At 74.1% G+C, this 15,000-nt stretch carries 12 protein-coding genes and 1 pseudogene; 7 read left to right on the plus strand and 6 right to left on the minus strand.

The features are described from left to right. Positions 1-15: 15 nt before the first annotated feature. From Ae331Ps2_RS08645 to Ae331Ps2_RS08665, 5 genes and pseudogenes are all read left to right on the plus strand, one after another. Positions 16-216 carry a hypothetical protein gene (locus Ae331Ps2_RS08645; protein ID WP_075309619.1) on the plus strand — a complete coding sequence of 67 codons (201 nt, stop codon included), beginning with the start codon at positions 16-18 and terminating at the stop codon, positions 214-216. 49 nt (positions 217-265) lie between these two features. Continuing rightward, on the plus strand, positions 266-1,027 hold the full coding sequence (locus Ae331Ps2_RS08650; protein ID WP_075309617.1) for a hypothetical protein: 762 nt from the start codon (positions 266-268) through the stop codon (positions 1,025-1,027). A 309-nt stretch (positions 1,028-1,336) separates the two neighbouring features. After that, positions 1,337-2,095: a LamB/YcsF family protein gene (locus Ae331Ps2_RS08655; protein ID WP_075309615.1), complete on the plus strand. Its 759-nt coding sequence runs from the start codon at positions 1,337-1,339 to the stop codon at positions 2,093-2,095. 14 nt (positions 2,096-2,109) lie between these two features. After that, a pseudogene (locus tag Ae331Ps2_RS08660) lies at positions 2,110-4,048 on the plus strand (prolyl oligopeptidase family protein). Beyond that, positions 4,045-4,728, plus strand: a complete 684-nt coding sequence (locus tag Ae331Ps2_RS08665; protein WP_075309613.1) for an SIMPL domain-containing protein — start codon at positions 4,045-4,047, stop codon at positions 4,726-4,728. The pseudogene Ae331Ps2_RS08660 and the gene Ae331Ps2_RS08665 overlap by 4 nt, the downstream one beginning before the upstream one ends. 7 nt (positions 4,729-4,735) lie before the next feature. Here the strand turns inward: Ae331Ps2_RS08665 and Ae331Ps2_RS08670 are convergent, their stop codons facing one another. Both Ae331Ps2_RS08670 and Ae331Ps2_RS08675 read right to left on the minus strand, forming a co-directional pair. After that, the gene (locus tag Ae331Ps2_RS08670) at positions 4,736-6,352 is read right to left on the minus strand and encodes an acyl-CoA synthetase (protein WP_075309611.1); all 1,617 of its coding nucleotides are present in this window, start codon (positions 6,350-6,352) and stop codon (positions 4,736-4,738) included. A gap of 31 nt (positions 6,353-6,383) precedes the next feature. After that, positions 6,384-8,000 (minus strand): mononucleotidyl cyclase, encoded by a 1,617-nt coding sequence (locus tag Ae331Ps2_RS08675; RefSeq protein ID WP_083695366.1) that lies wholly within the window; start codon positions 7,998-8,000, stop codon positions 6,384-6,386. A 258-nt stretch (positions 8,001-8,258) separates the two neighbouring features. Here Ae331Ps2_RS08675 and Ae331Ps2_RS08680 point away from each other — a divergent pair, with 258 nt between their 5' ends. Beyond that, entirely contained in the window at positions 8,259-8,936 is a 678-nt protein-coding gene (locus Ae331Ps2_RS08680) for a hypothetical protein (RefSeq protein ID WP_020622294.1), read from the plus strand. Between the two features lie 206 nt (positions 8,937-9,142). Beyond that, positions 9,143-9,808 (plus strand): VC0807 family protein, encoded by a 666-nt coding sequence (locus Ae331Ps2_RS08685; protein WP_075309609.1) that lies wholly within the window; start codon positions 9,143-9,145, stop codon positions 9,806-9,808. Between the two features lie 39 nt (positions 9,809-9,847). On the opposite strand, the gene Ae331Ps2_RS08690 is transcribed toward Ae331Ps2_RS08685, so the two are convergent. The 4 genes from Ae331Ps2_RS08690 to Ae331Ps2_RS08705 all read right to left on the minus strand — a co-directional run bounded on the left by Ae331Ps2_RS08690 (position 9,848) and on the right by Ae331Ps2_RS08705 (position 14,962). After that, positions 9,848-11,008 carry a pyridoxal phosphate-dependent aminotransferase gene (locus tag Ae331Ps2_RS08690; protein WP_075309607.1) on the minus strand — a complete coding sequence of 387 codons (1,161 nt, stop codon included), beginning with the start codon at positions 11,006-11,008 and terminating at the stop codon, positions 9,848-9,850. A gap of 389 nt (positions 11,009-11,397) precedes the next feature. Continuing rightward, complete coding sequence (locus tag Ae331Ps2_RS08695; RefSeq protein ID WP_233147678.1) at positions 11,398-12,306, minus strand: MaoC family dehydratase; 909 nt, start codon at positions 12,304-12,306, stop codon at positions 11,398-11,400. Between the two features lie 5 nt (positions 12,307-12,311). Beyond that, positions 12,312-13,664, minus strand: coding sequence for a 3-oxoacyl-ACP reductase (locus tag Ae331Ps2_RS08700; protein ID WP_075309603.1), 1,353 nt, complete (start codon positions 13,662-13,664; stop codon positions 12,312-12,314). Then, entirely contained in the window at positions 13,661-14,962 is a 1,302-nt protein-coding gene (locus Ae331Ps2_RS08705; protein ID WP_075309601.1) for an acetyl-CoA C-acetyltransferase, read from the minus strand. Before Ae331Ps2_RS08705 ends, Ae331Ps2_RS08700 begins: the two co-directional genes overlap by 4 nt. Positions 14,963-15,000 lie beyond the last annotated feature (38 nt).

Below are 15,000 nucleotides of genomic sequence, written 5' to 3' on the forward strand. Positions count from 1 at the left end.
GGGTACGTTCCGGACATGGAGCACGATCGGAACACACCCGGCCCCGAGGGCCCCGCGACCCGCCGGGTGGTGGCGTGGGTGCTGATCATCGCGCTGGCCGGGCTCCCGCTCAGCTACCTGGCCGGGACTGCCGGACCGCAGGTCGTCGGCGCGCTGGTGGTCGTCGCGCTGCTGGTCGGCGGCGTGGCGTTCTGGCTGCACCGCCGCACCCGCTGACCGGCCACCCGCCGGAACCGGTGCGGCCGCGGGCTGCTGGACTTCCCGGGTGCAGTACCGCCACGCCCCGGCCGCGAACCATGCGGCGCTCGACGCGGTGCTGGCGTCGGCACCGGGCCGCCCGACCCTCCCGGTCCGCCTGACCGTCGAGCTCGCCGGTCGCGCCCGCGCCCATCTGCCCGCCGACGCGCCGCTCACCGTGTGGGACCCGTGCTGCGGCGCCGGGGTGACCCTCACCGTGCTGGGCCTGCTCGTGCCCGGCATCACGCGTCTGGTGGGCACCGACGCCGACCCCGAGCCGCTCGACCTGGCCCGCCGCAACCTCGCCCTGCTCGACCCCGGCGGTCTCGCCGCCCGCGCCGCGGACCTCGACGCCCTCGCCGCCCGGCACGACAAGCCGTCCTACGCCGACGCCGCGACCGCCGCCCGGACCCTGGTCCCGGCGAGCACCCCGGCCTGGTCGGTCGCCGTCGCCGACGCCAGGGACACCGCCGCCGTCCGCGGTGTCCTCGCCGAGGCGTCCCCGGACGACGCCGGCCCGGACCTCGTCCTGGCCGACCTGCCGCACGGGATCCGGACGACCTGGGCCGCCGCCCCCACCCGGCCCGCCGGCGCGGCCGCCGACACCCCGGCCCCCGGGGTCGAGTTCCTGCGCGCGGTCGCGACCGTGCTCCGCCCGGACGCCGTGGTCGTGGCCGTCGGACGTGGACGGACGGTGGCGTTGCCGCCGGGGGTCCGTCCTCTCGAACGGGTCCGTGTGGGACACCGGGCCGCCGTCCTGGTGCGGGCGGGCGCGCTGCGGGACGACTGAGCTGGACAGGGGCTGCTCGCCACCCTCGCGCCGGTGCCGGGCCGCACGACAGGGGTGCCGGCGGGGCGACGCGTCTCCGTGCCGGCGCGAACCGGTCCGCCGGCACCCTCCTTTCGAACTCGCTTACCGGGTAAGCGAGTTCGGAGAACCAGCACCCCGCGCGGCGCCGAGCGGGGCCACCGCCCCGCAGGCTCGGAGGCCGCCGGCGCGTGCCCGTCCGGGGCGCGCCCCGGACGGCGGCGGTCCGGGCGTGGCGACCCGATCCCGGTCACACTGGACCCCGACCCGACCCGACCCGAGGACGCATCCGTGAGCACGATCGACCTGAACGCCGACCTCGGCGAGTCCTGGGGCCGGTGGACCCTCGGCGACGACGAGGCGATGCTCGGGCTCGTCACCTCGGCGAACGTCGCGTGCGGGTTCCACGCCGGGGATCCCTCGACGCTGCGGGGCACGACCGCGGGGGCTGCCGGGGCGGGGGTCGTCGTCGGGGCGCAGGTGTCCTATCCGGACCTGCGCGGGTTCGGGCGCCGGTTCCTCGACATCGAGCCCGACGCGCTGACCGACGACGTGCTCTACCAGATCGGCGGGCTCGAGGCGCTGTGCCGGGCCGCGGGCACCCGGGTCCGCTACGTCAAGCCGCACGGCGCGCTCTACAACGCCACGCGGACGCACACCGCGCAGGCTCGCGCGGTCGTCCGGGCGGTGCTGGCGTACGACCCGTCGCTGCCGGTGCTCGGCCTGCCCGGGTCCGCGCTGCTCGCGGAGGCCGAGCGCGCCGGGCTGCGCGCGGTGGGCGAGTTCTTCGTCGACCGCGGCTACACCCCCGAGGGCGGGCTCGTCCCGCGTGGCGAGCCGGGCGCACTGCTCGACGACGCCACGGAGGCGGCCGAACGACTCGTCCGCATGGTCGGGACGGGGACGGTGCGCGCGGTCGACGGCAGCGAGGTCGCCGTCCGCGCCGAGTCCGCCTGCCTGCACGGCGACTCCCCCGGTGCCGTCGCGACCGCCCGGCGGGTCCGTGACGAGCTCGCCCGGACCGGGATCGCCGTCGCACCGTTCGTGTGAGCGATGATCGGGCCATGACGAACGACCCGCACGCCTGGCTCGAGGACGTCACCGGCACCGAGGCCCTGGAGTGGGTGGCCCGGCGCAACGCCCGCACCGAGGCGCGACTGACCGGCACCCCGCTGTTCACCGAGCTGGAGTCGGGGATCCGCGAGGTCCTCGACTCCCGCGACCGGATCCCGTTCGTCACCGCCCGCGGCGGGTACTACTACAACTTCTGGACCGACGAGCAGCACCCGCGCGGCCTGTGGCGGCGCACCACACCGGAGTCCTACCGGAGCGCCGACACCGAGTGGGAGGTGCTGCTCGACGTCGACGCGCTCAACGAGGCCGAGGGCGAGAACTGGGTCTGGCACGGCGCCCGGTTCCTGCGCCCGGACCTCGACCGCGCCCTGGTCGACCTGTCCCGCGGCGGCGCCGACGCCGACGTCACCCGCGAGTTCGACCTGCCGACCCGCACCTTCGTCGAGGACGGGTTCTCCCGCCCCGAGGCGAAGGGCGGGATGAGCTGGATCGACCGCGACACCGTCTACCTGTCCACCGACCTCGGTCCGGGCACCATGACGACGTCGGGCTACCCGCGCACGGTGCGCCGGCTGCGCCGCGGCGAGGCCCTGGAGTCCGCCGAGCTGGTCTACGCCGGCGAGGAGACCGACCTCAGCATCTCGGCGTTCCGCGACCACACCCCGGGCTTCGAGCGGGACTTCCTGCGCCGGGCCCTGGCCTTCTACGCCGACGAGCTGCACCTGATCGGCGCGGACGGGAGCCTCACCAAGATCGACGTCCCGGACTCCGCGACGACCGACGTGCACCGCGAGTGGTGCACCGTCGAGCTGCGCGAGGACTGGGGGTCGTTCACCGCGGGCTCGCTGCTCGCCGCCCGCTTCGACGACGTCCTGACCGGCACCCCGGACTGGGAGGTGCTGTTCGAACCCACCGACTCCTCCTCGCTGGCCGGGTACACCTGGACCCACCACCACCTCGTGCTCGACGTGCTGGAACACGTCGTCGACCGGCTCGTCGTGCTCACTCCCGGCGAGCAGGGCTGGGAGCGGTCACCGTTCGTCGGGGCGCCGGAGTTCGGGAGCGTCACGGTCGCCGCGGTCGACGCCGACGAGAGCGACGACGTCTGGCTGATCGTCACCGACTACCTGACCCCCTCGACGCTGTCGATCGCCACGGTCGGCGAGGCACCCCGGCCGCTGCGCAGCGCGCCCGCGTTCTTCGACGCGTCCCGCCACGTCATCGAGCAGCACTTCGTGACCAGCGACGACGGCACCCGCGTCCCCTACTTCCTGGTCCGGCCCACGGACCTGCCCTTCGACGGCTCCGCCCCGACCCTGCTCTACGGCTACGGCGGCTTCGAGATCCCCCTGACACCCGGCTACTCCGGCGCGACCGGCCGGTCCTGGCTGGAGCGCGGCGCTGCGGGAGAAGCGCCCGCGCGCCTACGAGGACATGGCCGCCGTCGCACGGGACCTGATCGACCGCGGCATCACCTCACGCGCGCACCTCGCCGTGCAGGGCGGCAGCAACGGCGGACTGATGGCGGGGAACATGCTGGTCCGCTACCCCGAGCTGTTCGGTGCGGTGGTGATCCAGGTGCCGCTGCTGGACATGAAGCGCTACAGCCACCTGCTCGCCGGCGCCTCCTGGATGGCCGAGTACGGCGATCCGGACACCGACGACTGGGAGTTCATCCGGACGCTCTCGCCGTACCACCTGATCGACTCGGACGCCGACTACCCACCGACGATCCTGCTGACCTCCACCCGCGACGACCGGGTGCACCCCGGCCACGCCCGCAAGTTCACCGCCGCGCTGGAGGCCGCCGGCCACGACGTCACCTACTACGAGAACATCGAGGGCGGGCACGGCGGCGCCGCGGACAACGCGCAGGCCGCGAGGATGGCCGCACTGGCCTACGGATTCCTGTGGGAGAAGCTGGCATGAGCGACGTCGTGATCCGGGTGCGGGGCGAGCACGAGCGGCAGGTCCCCGCCGAGCGGGGTACCGCGCAGGTCGTCGTGGAGGCGCAGGGGCCCGAGGCCGCGGCGGTGCGGTCCGAGGTCGAGCAGGGCACCGCGGCGCTCGTCGCCGACGTGCGCACCCTGCACGACCCCGGCGCGGGTCCGGTCCGGCGCTACGTCGTCGACCAGGCCCGCAGCTGGGTCGAGCAGCCGTCGTTCGAGGGCCGGCCGCAGCCGCCGGTGCACCACGCGTCGGTGTCGGTGTCGGTGGAGTTCGACGACGTCGCCCGGCTCGGCGCCTGGCTGTCCGGGGTGGGCCGGTTCGCCGGCGCGCAGGTGCAGGGGATCTCCTGGGACCTGGCTCGGGAGCACCGCCGCGAGATCGAGCGGTCGGCCCGCCAGGACGCGCTGCGCCAGGCCGTCGAGCGCGCCCAGGACTACGCCGACGCCCTCGACCTGGGCCCCGTCGCGCCGCGCTCGGTCGCCGACACGGGCATGCTCGGCGCGCACCAGCCGGTGGGGGTGAGCTTCAGTGCCCGCGCGATGTCCGCGCCGGGCGGGTTCGCCGAGGCCGACGGTGCTCTCGGCACGCTCCTCGCCCCGGACGACATCACCGTCCGGGCCGAGGTCGAGGCCGAGTTCGTCGTGCGCCGGGAGGGCTGAGCCCCGCTCAGCCCTCCCGGGCCGCGATCTCGCCGTGCTCGGTGCGCAGCTCCCGCTTGAGGATCTTGCCGCTGGGGTTCTTCGGCAGCGCGTCGGCGAACACCACGTACTTGGGCCGCTTGTAGCCGGCGAGCTTCTCGCGGGCGTGCGCGTCGACCTGCTCGCGGGTCAGCGTCACGCCCTGCTTCGGCACCACGACCGCGGTGACGGCCTCGATCCAGTGCGGGTGGCTGACGCCGAACACGGCGACCTCGGCGACACCCTCGAGCAGGTAGAGCGCTTCCTCCACCTCGCGGGAGGCGACGTTCTCCCCACCGGTCTTGATCATGTCCTTCTTGCGGTCGACGACGGACAGGTACCCGTCGGCGGTCATCACGCCCAGGTCACCGGAGTGGAACCAGCCACCGGCGAACGCCTCGGCGGTCTTCTCCTCGTTCTCGTAGTACCCCAACGTCACGTGCGGGCTGCGGTGCACGATCTCGCCGACCTCTCCCGGACCGACCTCGTTGCCCTCGTCGTCGACGACGCGCGTCTCGACGTTCAGCGACGCCCGCCCGGCCGACCCAGCGTGGCTGAGCTGCTCGTCCGGGCCGAGCAGGGTGGCCAGCGGGGAGGTCTCGGTCTGGCCGTAGAAGTTCCACAGCCGCACCTCGGGGAGCCGCCGGGACAGCTCCTGCAGCACCTCGACCGGCATCGCCGCGGCACCGTAGTAGCCCTTGCGCAGGCTCGACAGGTCCCGGGTGTCGAAGTCCGGGTGGCGCAGCAGCGAGATCCAGACCGTCGGCGGGCAGAAGAGCTTGGTGACCTTCTCCCGCTCGATCGTCTCCAGCAGCCGGGCCGGGTCCGGTGCCGGGAGGATGATGCTGGTGGCGCCGAGGTAGACGTCGACGGACAGGAAGCAGTCCAGCTGCGCGCAGTGGTAGAGCGGCAGCGAGTGCAGCTCGACGTCGTCGTGCTCCATGCCGCCGTCGACGACGCACGACACGTACTGGGCGATCAGCGATCGGCTGGGCAGCATGACGCCCTTGGGCCGCGACTCGGTGCCGGAGGTGTACATGAGGCGCAGCGGGTCGTCGTCGGCGATGTGCACGTCCGGCTCGCCGGGGTCGCCGTCACCGTCGATCCAGGCGTCCAGGTCGGCCCAGTCCCCGGTCGGCGCCTGCCCGGACAGCCCGATCCAGGCCCGGACCGACGCCGGCTCCGAGGACTGCGCGAGCGCCTTCTCCCCGGTCGCGGCCAGCGCGTCCTCGACGACGAACGCCGTCGCCCCGGAGTGGTCGAGGATGAACGCGATCTCCTCGGCGTTCAGCATGAAGTTGATCGGCACGAGCACGACGCCGAGCCGCGCGGTGGCGTAGACGAGCACCGCGAACTGGCGGCAGTTGTGCGACAGCAGCGCGAGCCGGTCGCCCTTGACCAGGCCCTGCCCGGCCAGTGCGGCGGCGCAGCGGTTCACCGCGGCGTCGAACTCGGCGAAGGTCCAGCGGGTCTCACCGTCGACGACCGCGGTCTTGCCCGGGTACCGGACGGCCGTCCGGTGCAGCAGGTCCCCGAGCGTGTGCCGGCGCACCCGCCGGATCGACGCCGCGGTCAGCTCACTGAACTCGGTAGCACCGTTGCCCATGGGCGCATCCTGCCCGAGGACACCCCCGTCGTCACCTACGACCGTTCTCCGCGGACCCGACGACGTCGGCGGGGTCCGTGGCTTCCGCGCTGTCTTTGCCGTCCGCGCTGTCTGTGCCGTCCGCGGCGTCCCGATCGTGCCCGGCCGGGACCCAGATCCCGGTCGGCTCGTCCCGCCCGCGCAGCGTCACCGACTCCGATGCCCGCCACCGCGCGGCCTCGCTCCCGGCGGCGTCGACGGCCCGGGCGGCCGCGACGACCCGCCCCGGCACCGACTTCGCCAGCTCGGTGAGCCGCGCCGCCTCGTTCACCGGGTCGCCGATCACGGTGTACTCGAAACGGCGCGGGTCGCCGATGTTGCCGGCCACCGCGTCGCCCGCGGAGACACCGATGCCGGCCTCGATCTCAGGCATCTCCTCGGCGAGGCGGGCGCCCAGGCAGCGGGCGGCGCTGAGCGCGGCGCCGGGGGCGTCGTCGAGGTCGAGCGGGGCGCCGAACACGGCGAGCGCGGCGTCGCCCTCGAACTTGTTGATCCACCCGCCGGCCTGCTCGACGCACTCGACGACCACCCCGAAGAAGCGGTTCAGCACCGCCACGACCTCCTCCGGCGGTCGGCGGGCGGCCATCGTCGTCGAACCGACGAGATCGACGAACAGCACCGCGACTGGCCGCACCTCGCCGCCGAGCCGGATGCCGTCACCGCGCGCCGACGCGGCCTCGGCGACGTCGCGGCCGACGTGGCGGCCGAACAGGTCACGGATCCGCTCCCGCTCGCGCAGCCCCTCGACCATGCTGTTCGTCCCGGCCTGGAGCTGCCCGAGCTCGGTGTTGTCGTAGACGGGCAGGCTCACGTCGAGATCACCGTCCTGCACACGGGCCAGTGCACGGCGCACGGCCAGCACCGGGTCGGCGATGGCGCGGGCGGCCCCGAGCGTCGTGATCAGTCCGACCCCGATCGCCGTGCCCCCCAGCGCGAGCATGGTGACCGCGAGCTGGGTGGGCGAGGAGTCCCCGAACACCAGGGCGACGAGCCCTGCCAGCATGATCCCGGAGATCGGGACCGCGGTGCCGAGCGCCCAGAACCCGACCGAGCGCAGCATGACCCCGGTGATCAGGCGACGCCGCTTCGGCGGCCGCCCGGACAGCACTCGGGCCGCGGCGCGGCGCAGGATCCGCTCGACCAGCAGGTAGGACAGGGCCGAGGTGGTCACGCCGCCGATCAGCACGGTGGCGGTGACCGAGAAGCCCAGCCGCCCGGAGTAGCGCAGGTTGAGGAAGCAGAACAGGACCGCGCCGACCACCCACAGCAGGGCGACCATCGACGAGATGCGGGCGGGTGCCCGCAGCACCAGCTGCCGCTCGTCGGCCTGGGGGTCCCGCGAGGAGCGACGCACGGTCAGCTTCCGGCGGCCGAACCAGATCCCGACCGGGACCGCGACGAGCAGGTAGATCGCGAGCACGACGAGGTTGACCAGCCGGATCTCGACGGCGTCGAGCAGCTGTTCCCGGGGCAGCACGAAGGCCGCGATGACCAGCACCACGGCCGCGCCGATGACGTTCGCCGACGCCACGACGAGGGCCAGCAGCGCTCGTACCGGCAGGCCGACGACCTGGCGGCCCGGCCGCGTCGCGGGTCGCTGCGCATCCATGCGGCGAGTCTAGGCCGATCGAGTGAGCCCGGTCGCCGGAGACGGGAGGACGCCCGCCACCACGGTGCTGCGCAACAGGATGGCCGCCCACCCTCCGCACTCCTCCCACTGGGCCGAACATGCGACATCCCCTCCCCGATCGCGTGCTCCCGCCGGGCCGACGTTGTGGCCCGCACCTCACGGGTACTGGCTCCGGGTAGGACGCACGTCACCGACGGCCCGGCTCGCGCCGGGTCGTCACACAGAGGGGAACACCGGATGACCAGCACGTACGGCAGGACCGCGGGCGGACCGGCGGAGCACGCGGGCGCGGTCGCCCCCGGGCACGCCGACCCCGCGCACACCGACACCCTGCACACCGAGCACCGGCACGAGCACTCGACCGTGGACCCCCGTACGGGCGGTGTCCACCACGCGGGCGGTGTCCCGATCGCCGGCGGCCCGCGGCTGGACCGCATCCGCTGGGGCGCGGTGTGGATCGGCGCGCTGACCACGTTCGCGGTCAACATCGTCCTGCAGCTGCTGTTCTTCGCCTTCGGCTGGCTCACCATCGGTGGCGCCCCCGGCACGACGACGGCGGCCGTGGTCTCGGTGGTGATCGGCCTGCTCGCGTTCTTCCTCGGCGGGATGGCGACCGGCTCGTCGACGGTCTGGGACAACCCGGCCGACGGCGTGGTCAACGCCCTGGCCGTCTGGGTCCTGACCACGATGCTGCTGGTCGGGCTGGCCCTGGCCGGGGGCGGCGCGCTCGCCGGCTACGCCGGTTCGGCGTTCCCCGGCCTCGGCGCGGGTGGCGCGGGTGTCGTCGGCCTCGCCCGTGAGGCCGCGGGCTGGTCGGTCCTGGCGATGGGCGTCTCGGCCGTCGCCGCGGCGATCGGTGGCGCCGTCGGTGCCCGCATGTGGCCGGGCGCCGCGCAGCGGACCGCCCGCGTCTGACCCGCCGGTCGCCCTCCGCGGCGGCCCAGGCACGTCGACCGCCCCCGCCACCGTCGCACCGCGACGGGGACGGGGGCGTCGTCGTGTCCGGGCGGCGAGGTGGAGCCCGGATCTCCACCCGGGGTCGATCCCGGGGTGGATCCGGCGGGGGCCCTCGCGCGGGAGTGTCGGAGAGGTCCGACCCCCGCGACGGCAGGAGCCATCCGATGACCACGACCACTCCCCCGACCGCGCCTGCGCCCGCCGCGGGCCGTGGCACCGTGCTGCGGCAGACGGCGATCTCGCTGCTGGTGGACGCGGGGCTGCCGTACCTGGTCTACGTGGTGCTGACCGGACAGGGCATGTCCGACGTCGCCGCGCTGGCCTGGTCCGCGCTGCCGCCCGCGCTGAACGTCCTGGTGCAGGCGGTGCGGCACCGCCGGCTCAACCCGGTCGGGGTGATCGTGCTAATCACCATCGCGGCCGGGCTGGTGACGTCGCTGCTCAGCGGCGACGCCCGGTTCGCCGTCGCCCGCGACGCGATCCAGAGCGTCGCGTTCGGACTCCTGCTCGCCGGGTCGCTGGTGGTCGGGCGTCGCCCGCTGATGTTCCACGTGTGCCGGTTCTTCGGCGGCGCCCAGCGCCCCGACCTGCCCGCGCTGATGGAGCGCCAGTGGGACGCCAACCCGGTGTTCCGCCGGACGCTGCGCCGCGCGACGGGGGCCGGCGCCCTGGTCATGGCGCTGGAGGCGGCCCTGCGGATCACGCTGGCCTACACACTGGCGCCGGTGGTGGCGCTGCCGATCCTGTCGGTGCAGTCGGTCGTGGTGTGGACGGCGCTGTCGGCGCTGCTGGTCCTCAGCGTGAAGCGGGCGGTGCGGGCGGGTCGCTGACCGGCCGAGCGGGCAGCTCACCGCCGGAGACGGCGGCGCTCACGGCCGGAGCCCCGCGAGCCGCTCGGCGGCCTGCTCCAGCACCTCGTCGCGCTTGCAGAAGGCGAACCGCACGTACGGCCGGTGCGCCGCGGCGGCCTGCGGCGACGGGCAGAACACCGACACCGGGACGACCGCGACCCCGCACAGGCCGGGGAGCTTCCAGGCCAGGTCGACGCCGTCGTCGTAGCCGAGCGGGCGCGGGTCCGCGGTCACGAAGTAGGTGCCGCGCGGGGTGAGCACGTCGAACCCGGCCGCCCGCAGCCCGTCGGCCAGCAGGTCGCGCTTGCGGGTGAGATCGGCCGCGAGGCCGGTGTAGAAGTCGTCACCGAGGCCGAGGGCGTGCGCGACGGCCGGCTGGAACGGCGCCCCGCCGTGGAAGGTGAGGAACTGCTTGACCGCGCGCGGGGCGGCGACCAGCTCGGACGGGCCGTGCACCCAGCCGACCTTCCAGCCGGTCACCGAGAAGGTCTTCCCGGCCGAGGAGATCGTGAGGGTGCGGTCGGCGAGGCCGGGCAGCGACGCCATCGGGACGTGCTGCGCGTCGTCGAAGACCATGTGCTCGTACACCTCGTCGGTGACGACCACCGCGTCGTGGGCGACCGCGAGCTCCCCTACCCGGGTCAGCTGGTCGCGGGTGAGCACCGCGCCGGTCGGGTTGTGCGGGGTGTTGACCAGCACCACCCGGGTGCGGTCGGAGAACGCGGCGGCCAGCGCGTCGTCGTCGAAGCCGAACCCGGGCGGGAGCAGCGGCACGGTGCGCAGCGTGGCGCCGGCCAGCGCGACGGCCGCGGCGTAGGAGTCGTAGGCCGGCTCGAACGCGACGACCTCGTCGCCGGGTCCGCAGAGTCCGAGCAGGGTCGCGGCGATCGCCTCGGTCGCACCCGTGGTGACGACGACGTCGGCCGGGTCGACCTCGAGGCCGTACCAGCGGTGCTGGTGCGCCGCGACGGCCTCGCGCAGCGCGGGTACGCCCGGACCGGGCGGGTACTGGTTGCGGCCGCGCTCGGTGATGTTGGCGGCCGCGTCGGCGAGCAGCGATGCCGGACCGTCGGTGTCCGGGAAGCCCTGGCCGAGGTTGATCGCACCGGTCTCGACCGCGAGGCGGGAGATCTCGGTGAAGATCGTCGAGGTGAACGGGCGCATGCGCTCGACCAGCATGGGCCCGACACTATCCGGGTGTGCGGGTGGCGCAGCTCCTGATCGAGGTTCTGCGCGAACCCGTGCCGGTCCACGGACGCCGGTGGGTTCCACCGCGCCGGGAGGAGCTCCTCCGGTGACCCGGTCGAGTCCGGCTCAGTCGAGTCCGCGGACGATGTGGGACTCGTCGTCGTGCTGCTCGTCGTTCTCGATCGAGATGTCGTCGTTCATCGCATGGCCTCCTCACGGATGTCGGGTGAAGAATGATGGACACACGGGGAGACGTTCGTCATCGGGGAGACGTTGCTGAACCGGCCTGTGGACCGATCCAGAGCCACCCGATCGGGTGAGCAGACCTGCCCACCCGATCGGGTCGTCCCGCGTCGTCGTCCCGCGTCCATGCCTCCGGTCTACCCGCTGATGCGGCCGACCAGGTGCAGCTTTTCCGCGTCCTTGGCGCTGCGCAGCGCCAGACCCCACGCCCCCTTGGCGTCGGACCCGGTCACGAGCTCGACCTTCGCCGGGAGCAGCACCGGCTTGCGGAACACGACGTCGTAGGTGCAGGCGTCGGGGATCCGGCCCTCCAGCGCGGCGACGGCGTGCGCCGCGGTCCACATGCCGTGCGCGATCGCCCGCGGGAAGCCCATCGCCTTCGCGGTGAGCGAGTGCAGGTGGATCGGGTTCACGTCACCGGAGACGGCCGCGTAGCGGCGTCCGATGTCGCCCGGGACCCGCCACAGCGCGTTCGCCGGCCCGGTGGGCACCGGCGGCTCGGCGATGTCCGCCGTGCCGGCCGTGTCGGCCGTGTCGTTGCCGCCCGCCGGGCCGTCCGGGGCCTTCGCCCCGCGGGCCAGATAGGTGCTGCGGCCGGACCAGACGGTCTCCCCGTCCGCGGAGACCTCACCGACCAGGTCGACCTGCGCCCCCTTGGGGTGCCGGGTGAACCGCTGCGCCCACACCCGGACGTCGAGGGTCTCGGTCGGGGCGATCGCCCGGTGCACGGTGATCCGGTTGGCGATGTGCACCAGACCGGGCAGCGGCAGCGGGAACGACCGGCCGGCCATCAGCACGACCTGCAGCGGGAACGTCAGCATGTGCGGGTAGGTCACCGGCAGGGCGTTGCCGACCCGGAACCCGCAGACCCGGGCGTAGTCGGCGAGGTGTCCCTGCTCGACCGTGACGCCGCGGCGGACCAGCTCGGTCGCGGGCAGCGACCGGCCGGAGCCGCCGGGGAGCGCCGCCCGGGCGGCCGCGGAGGCGTAGTACTGCCCCAGCGACGGCGGCCCGGGCAGCTCCGTGACCTTCCGATCCTCGGTCACGGTCATCAGGCCCCCAGCATCGACTGGCCGCAGACCCGCACGGTCTGCCCGTTGAGCCCGCCGGACTCGGCGCGGCCGAACCAGCCGATGGCCTCGGCGACGTCCACCGGCAGCCCGCCCTGCTTGAGGGAGTTGATCCGGCGGCCGCCCTCGCGGGTGGCGACGGGCATCTTCGCGGTCATGTCGGTCTCGATGAACCCGGGTGCGACGGCGTTGATCGTCGCGCCGCGCTCGGCGAAGCGCGGGGCGAGCGCCCGGACCATGCCGATCACACCGGCCTTGGAGGCGGCGTAGTTGGTCTGGCCGCGGTTGCCCGCGATGCCCGACTGCGAGGACACGCAGACCACGCGGCCCGACTCGTGCAGCGGGGAGCCCTCGGCCAGCAGCGCCTCGTTGATCGTCAGCTGGGCGCCCAGGTTGACCGCGAGCACCGAGTTCCAGCGGTCGGCGGTCATGTTCGCGAGCAGCTTGTCGCGGGTGATGCCCGCGTTGTGCACCACGATGTCGACGCCGTCGTGCCGGTCGGCGAGGTGGCCGAGCAGCCGGTCGGCCGCGTCGGGGGCGGTGATGTCCAGCTGCAGCGCGGTGCCGCCGGTGCGGTTCGCGGTGCGGGCCAGTCCCTCACCGGCCGCCGGGATGTCGACGGCGACGATCGTCGCGCCGTCGCGGGCCAGGGTGTCGGCGATGGCCGCGCCGATGCCGCGTGCCGCGCCGGTGACCACCGCGATGCGCCCGGCGAGCGGCTGCTCCTCGGCACGCGGGTCGTCGACCTCGGCCGGCTCCTGCGGGGTCCCGACCGGCGCCGCGACGTGCGCGACCTGGCCGTCGACGTAGGCGGAGCGGGCCGACAGGAAGAACCGGACCGACGAGTCGATCGCGGCCGGGGTCACGTCGGAGGCCACGACGAGCAGGTTCGCCGTCGCGCCGAAGCGCAGCTCCTTGCCGATCGAGCGGACCAGGCCGTCGAGCGCCTGGGCGACGGCGGCCGCCTCCGCACCGGACGCCTCGCCCGGCTCGGCACCGATCAGCAGCACCCGGCCCGACGGGCCGAGCTTCTTCACCGCGGGGGTGAGGATCTGCTGGGCGGCGGCGAGGTCGGCCAGCGTCGTGGCACCGGACAGGTCCAGGACGACCCCGTACAGCCGGTCCTCGCCGGCCGCCGCGAGCGCGGGGACACCGTGGCTCTCGACGAACGCGGTGAGCGCCTTGGCGAACCGGCCCTCGCCGACGGCCGCGACGAGCACCGGGCCGGCCAGCAGCGGGTCCCCGGGGCGGTGCCGGCGCAGCGTCGGCACCGTGGGCAGCCCGAGCTGCTTGGCGATCGGGGTGTTGGACAGGGTCGCGAGCAGGTCGCTCATGCCGTTGCCTCCAGGATCGCGACGACGCCCTGGCCGCCGGCGGCGCAGATCGAGATCAGGCCGCGCTGGTTCTTCTTCTCGGTGTCGGCCTTCTCCCGCAGGAGCTTGGCCAGGGTCGCGACGATCCGGCCGCCGGTCGCGGCGAACGGGTGCCCCGCGGCGAGCGAGGAGCCCGCGACGTTGAGCTTGTCGTCGTCGATCGCGCCCAGCGGCGCGTCGAGGCCCAGGCGCTCCTTGCAGAAGCGGGGGTCCTCCCAGGCCTTGCGCTGCACGAGGACGACCGAGGCGAAGGCCTCGTGGATCTCGTACAGGTCGAAGTCCTGCAGGGACAGCCCGTTGCGCTCCAGCAGCCGCGGCACGGCGAACACCGGCGCGGTGAGCAGCCCGTCCGGGCCGTGGACGTAGTCGACGCCCGCGGTCTCGGCGTCCACGACGTGCGCCAGCACCGGCAGCCTGTGCTCGGCGGCCCACTCGTCGGAGCCGAGCAGGACCAGGGCGGCACCGTCGGTGAGCGGGGTCGAGTTGCCCGCGGTCATCGTGGCGTCGGGGCCCTTGCCGAAGACCGGCTTGAGCTTCGCGAGCTTCTCCACCGAGGAGTCGGCGCGCAGGTTGTTGTCCCGGGTCAGCTTCAGGTACGGCGTGACCAGGTCGTCGAAGAAGCCGCGGTCGTAAGCGGCGGCCAGGTTGTGGTGGCTGCGCACGGTGAGCTCGTCCTGCTCGGTGCGGCCGATGCCCCACTCCAGGGCGGTGCGCGCGGCGTGCTCGCCCATCGACAGGCCGGTGCGCGGCTCGGAGTTCTCCGGGATGTCCGGCACGATCTGCCCCGGGCGCAGCTGCCCCACCAGCTTGAGCCGGTCCACCGTGGTCTTCGCCGCGTTGAGCTTGACCAGCACGCGCCGCAGGTCGTCGTTCACGGCGATCGGCGCGTCGGACGCGGTGTCCACGCCACCGGCGACACCGGACTCGATCTGGCCGAGCGCGATCTTGTTGGCGACGGCGATGGTCGCCTCCAGACCGGTGCCGCAGGCCTGCTGCACGTCGTAGGCCGCGGTGGCGGGGCTCAGCCGGGAGCCGAGGACCGCCTCGCGGGTCAGGTTGAAGTCGCGGGAGTGCTTGAGCACGGCGCCGGCCACGACCTCACCCAGGCGCTCGCCGGCCAGCCCGAAGCGGGCCACCAGACCGTCGAGCGTCGTGGTGAGCATGTCGAGGTTCGAGGCGCCGGCGTAGGCACCGTTGGCCCGCGCGAACGGGATGCGGTTGCCACCGATGACGGCGGCGCGCCGGGTGCTGGCTGGCATGGGGATCGTCCCTCCTGGGTTCGGGTCCCGCCCCACCC

Origin of the sequence: Pseudonocardia sp. Ae331_Ps2, from assembly GCF_001932405.1 — a bacterium.
In the GTDB taxonomy this organism is placed as follows: domain Bacteria; phylum Actinomycetota; class Actinomycetes; order Mycobacteriales; family Pseudonocardiaceae; genus Pseudonocardia.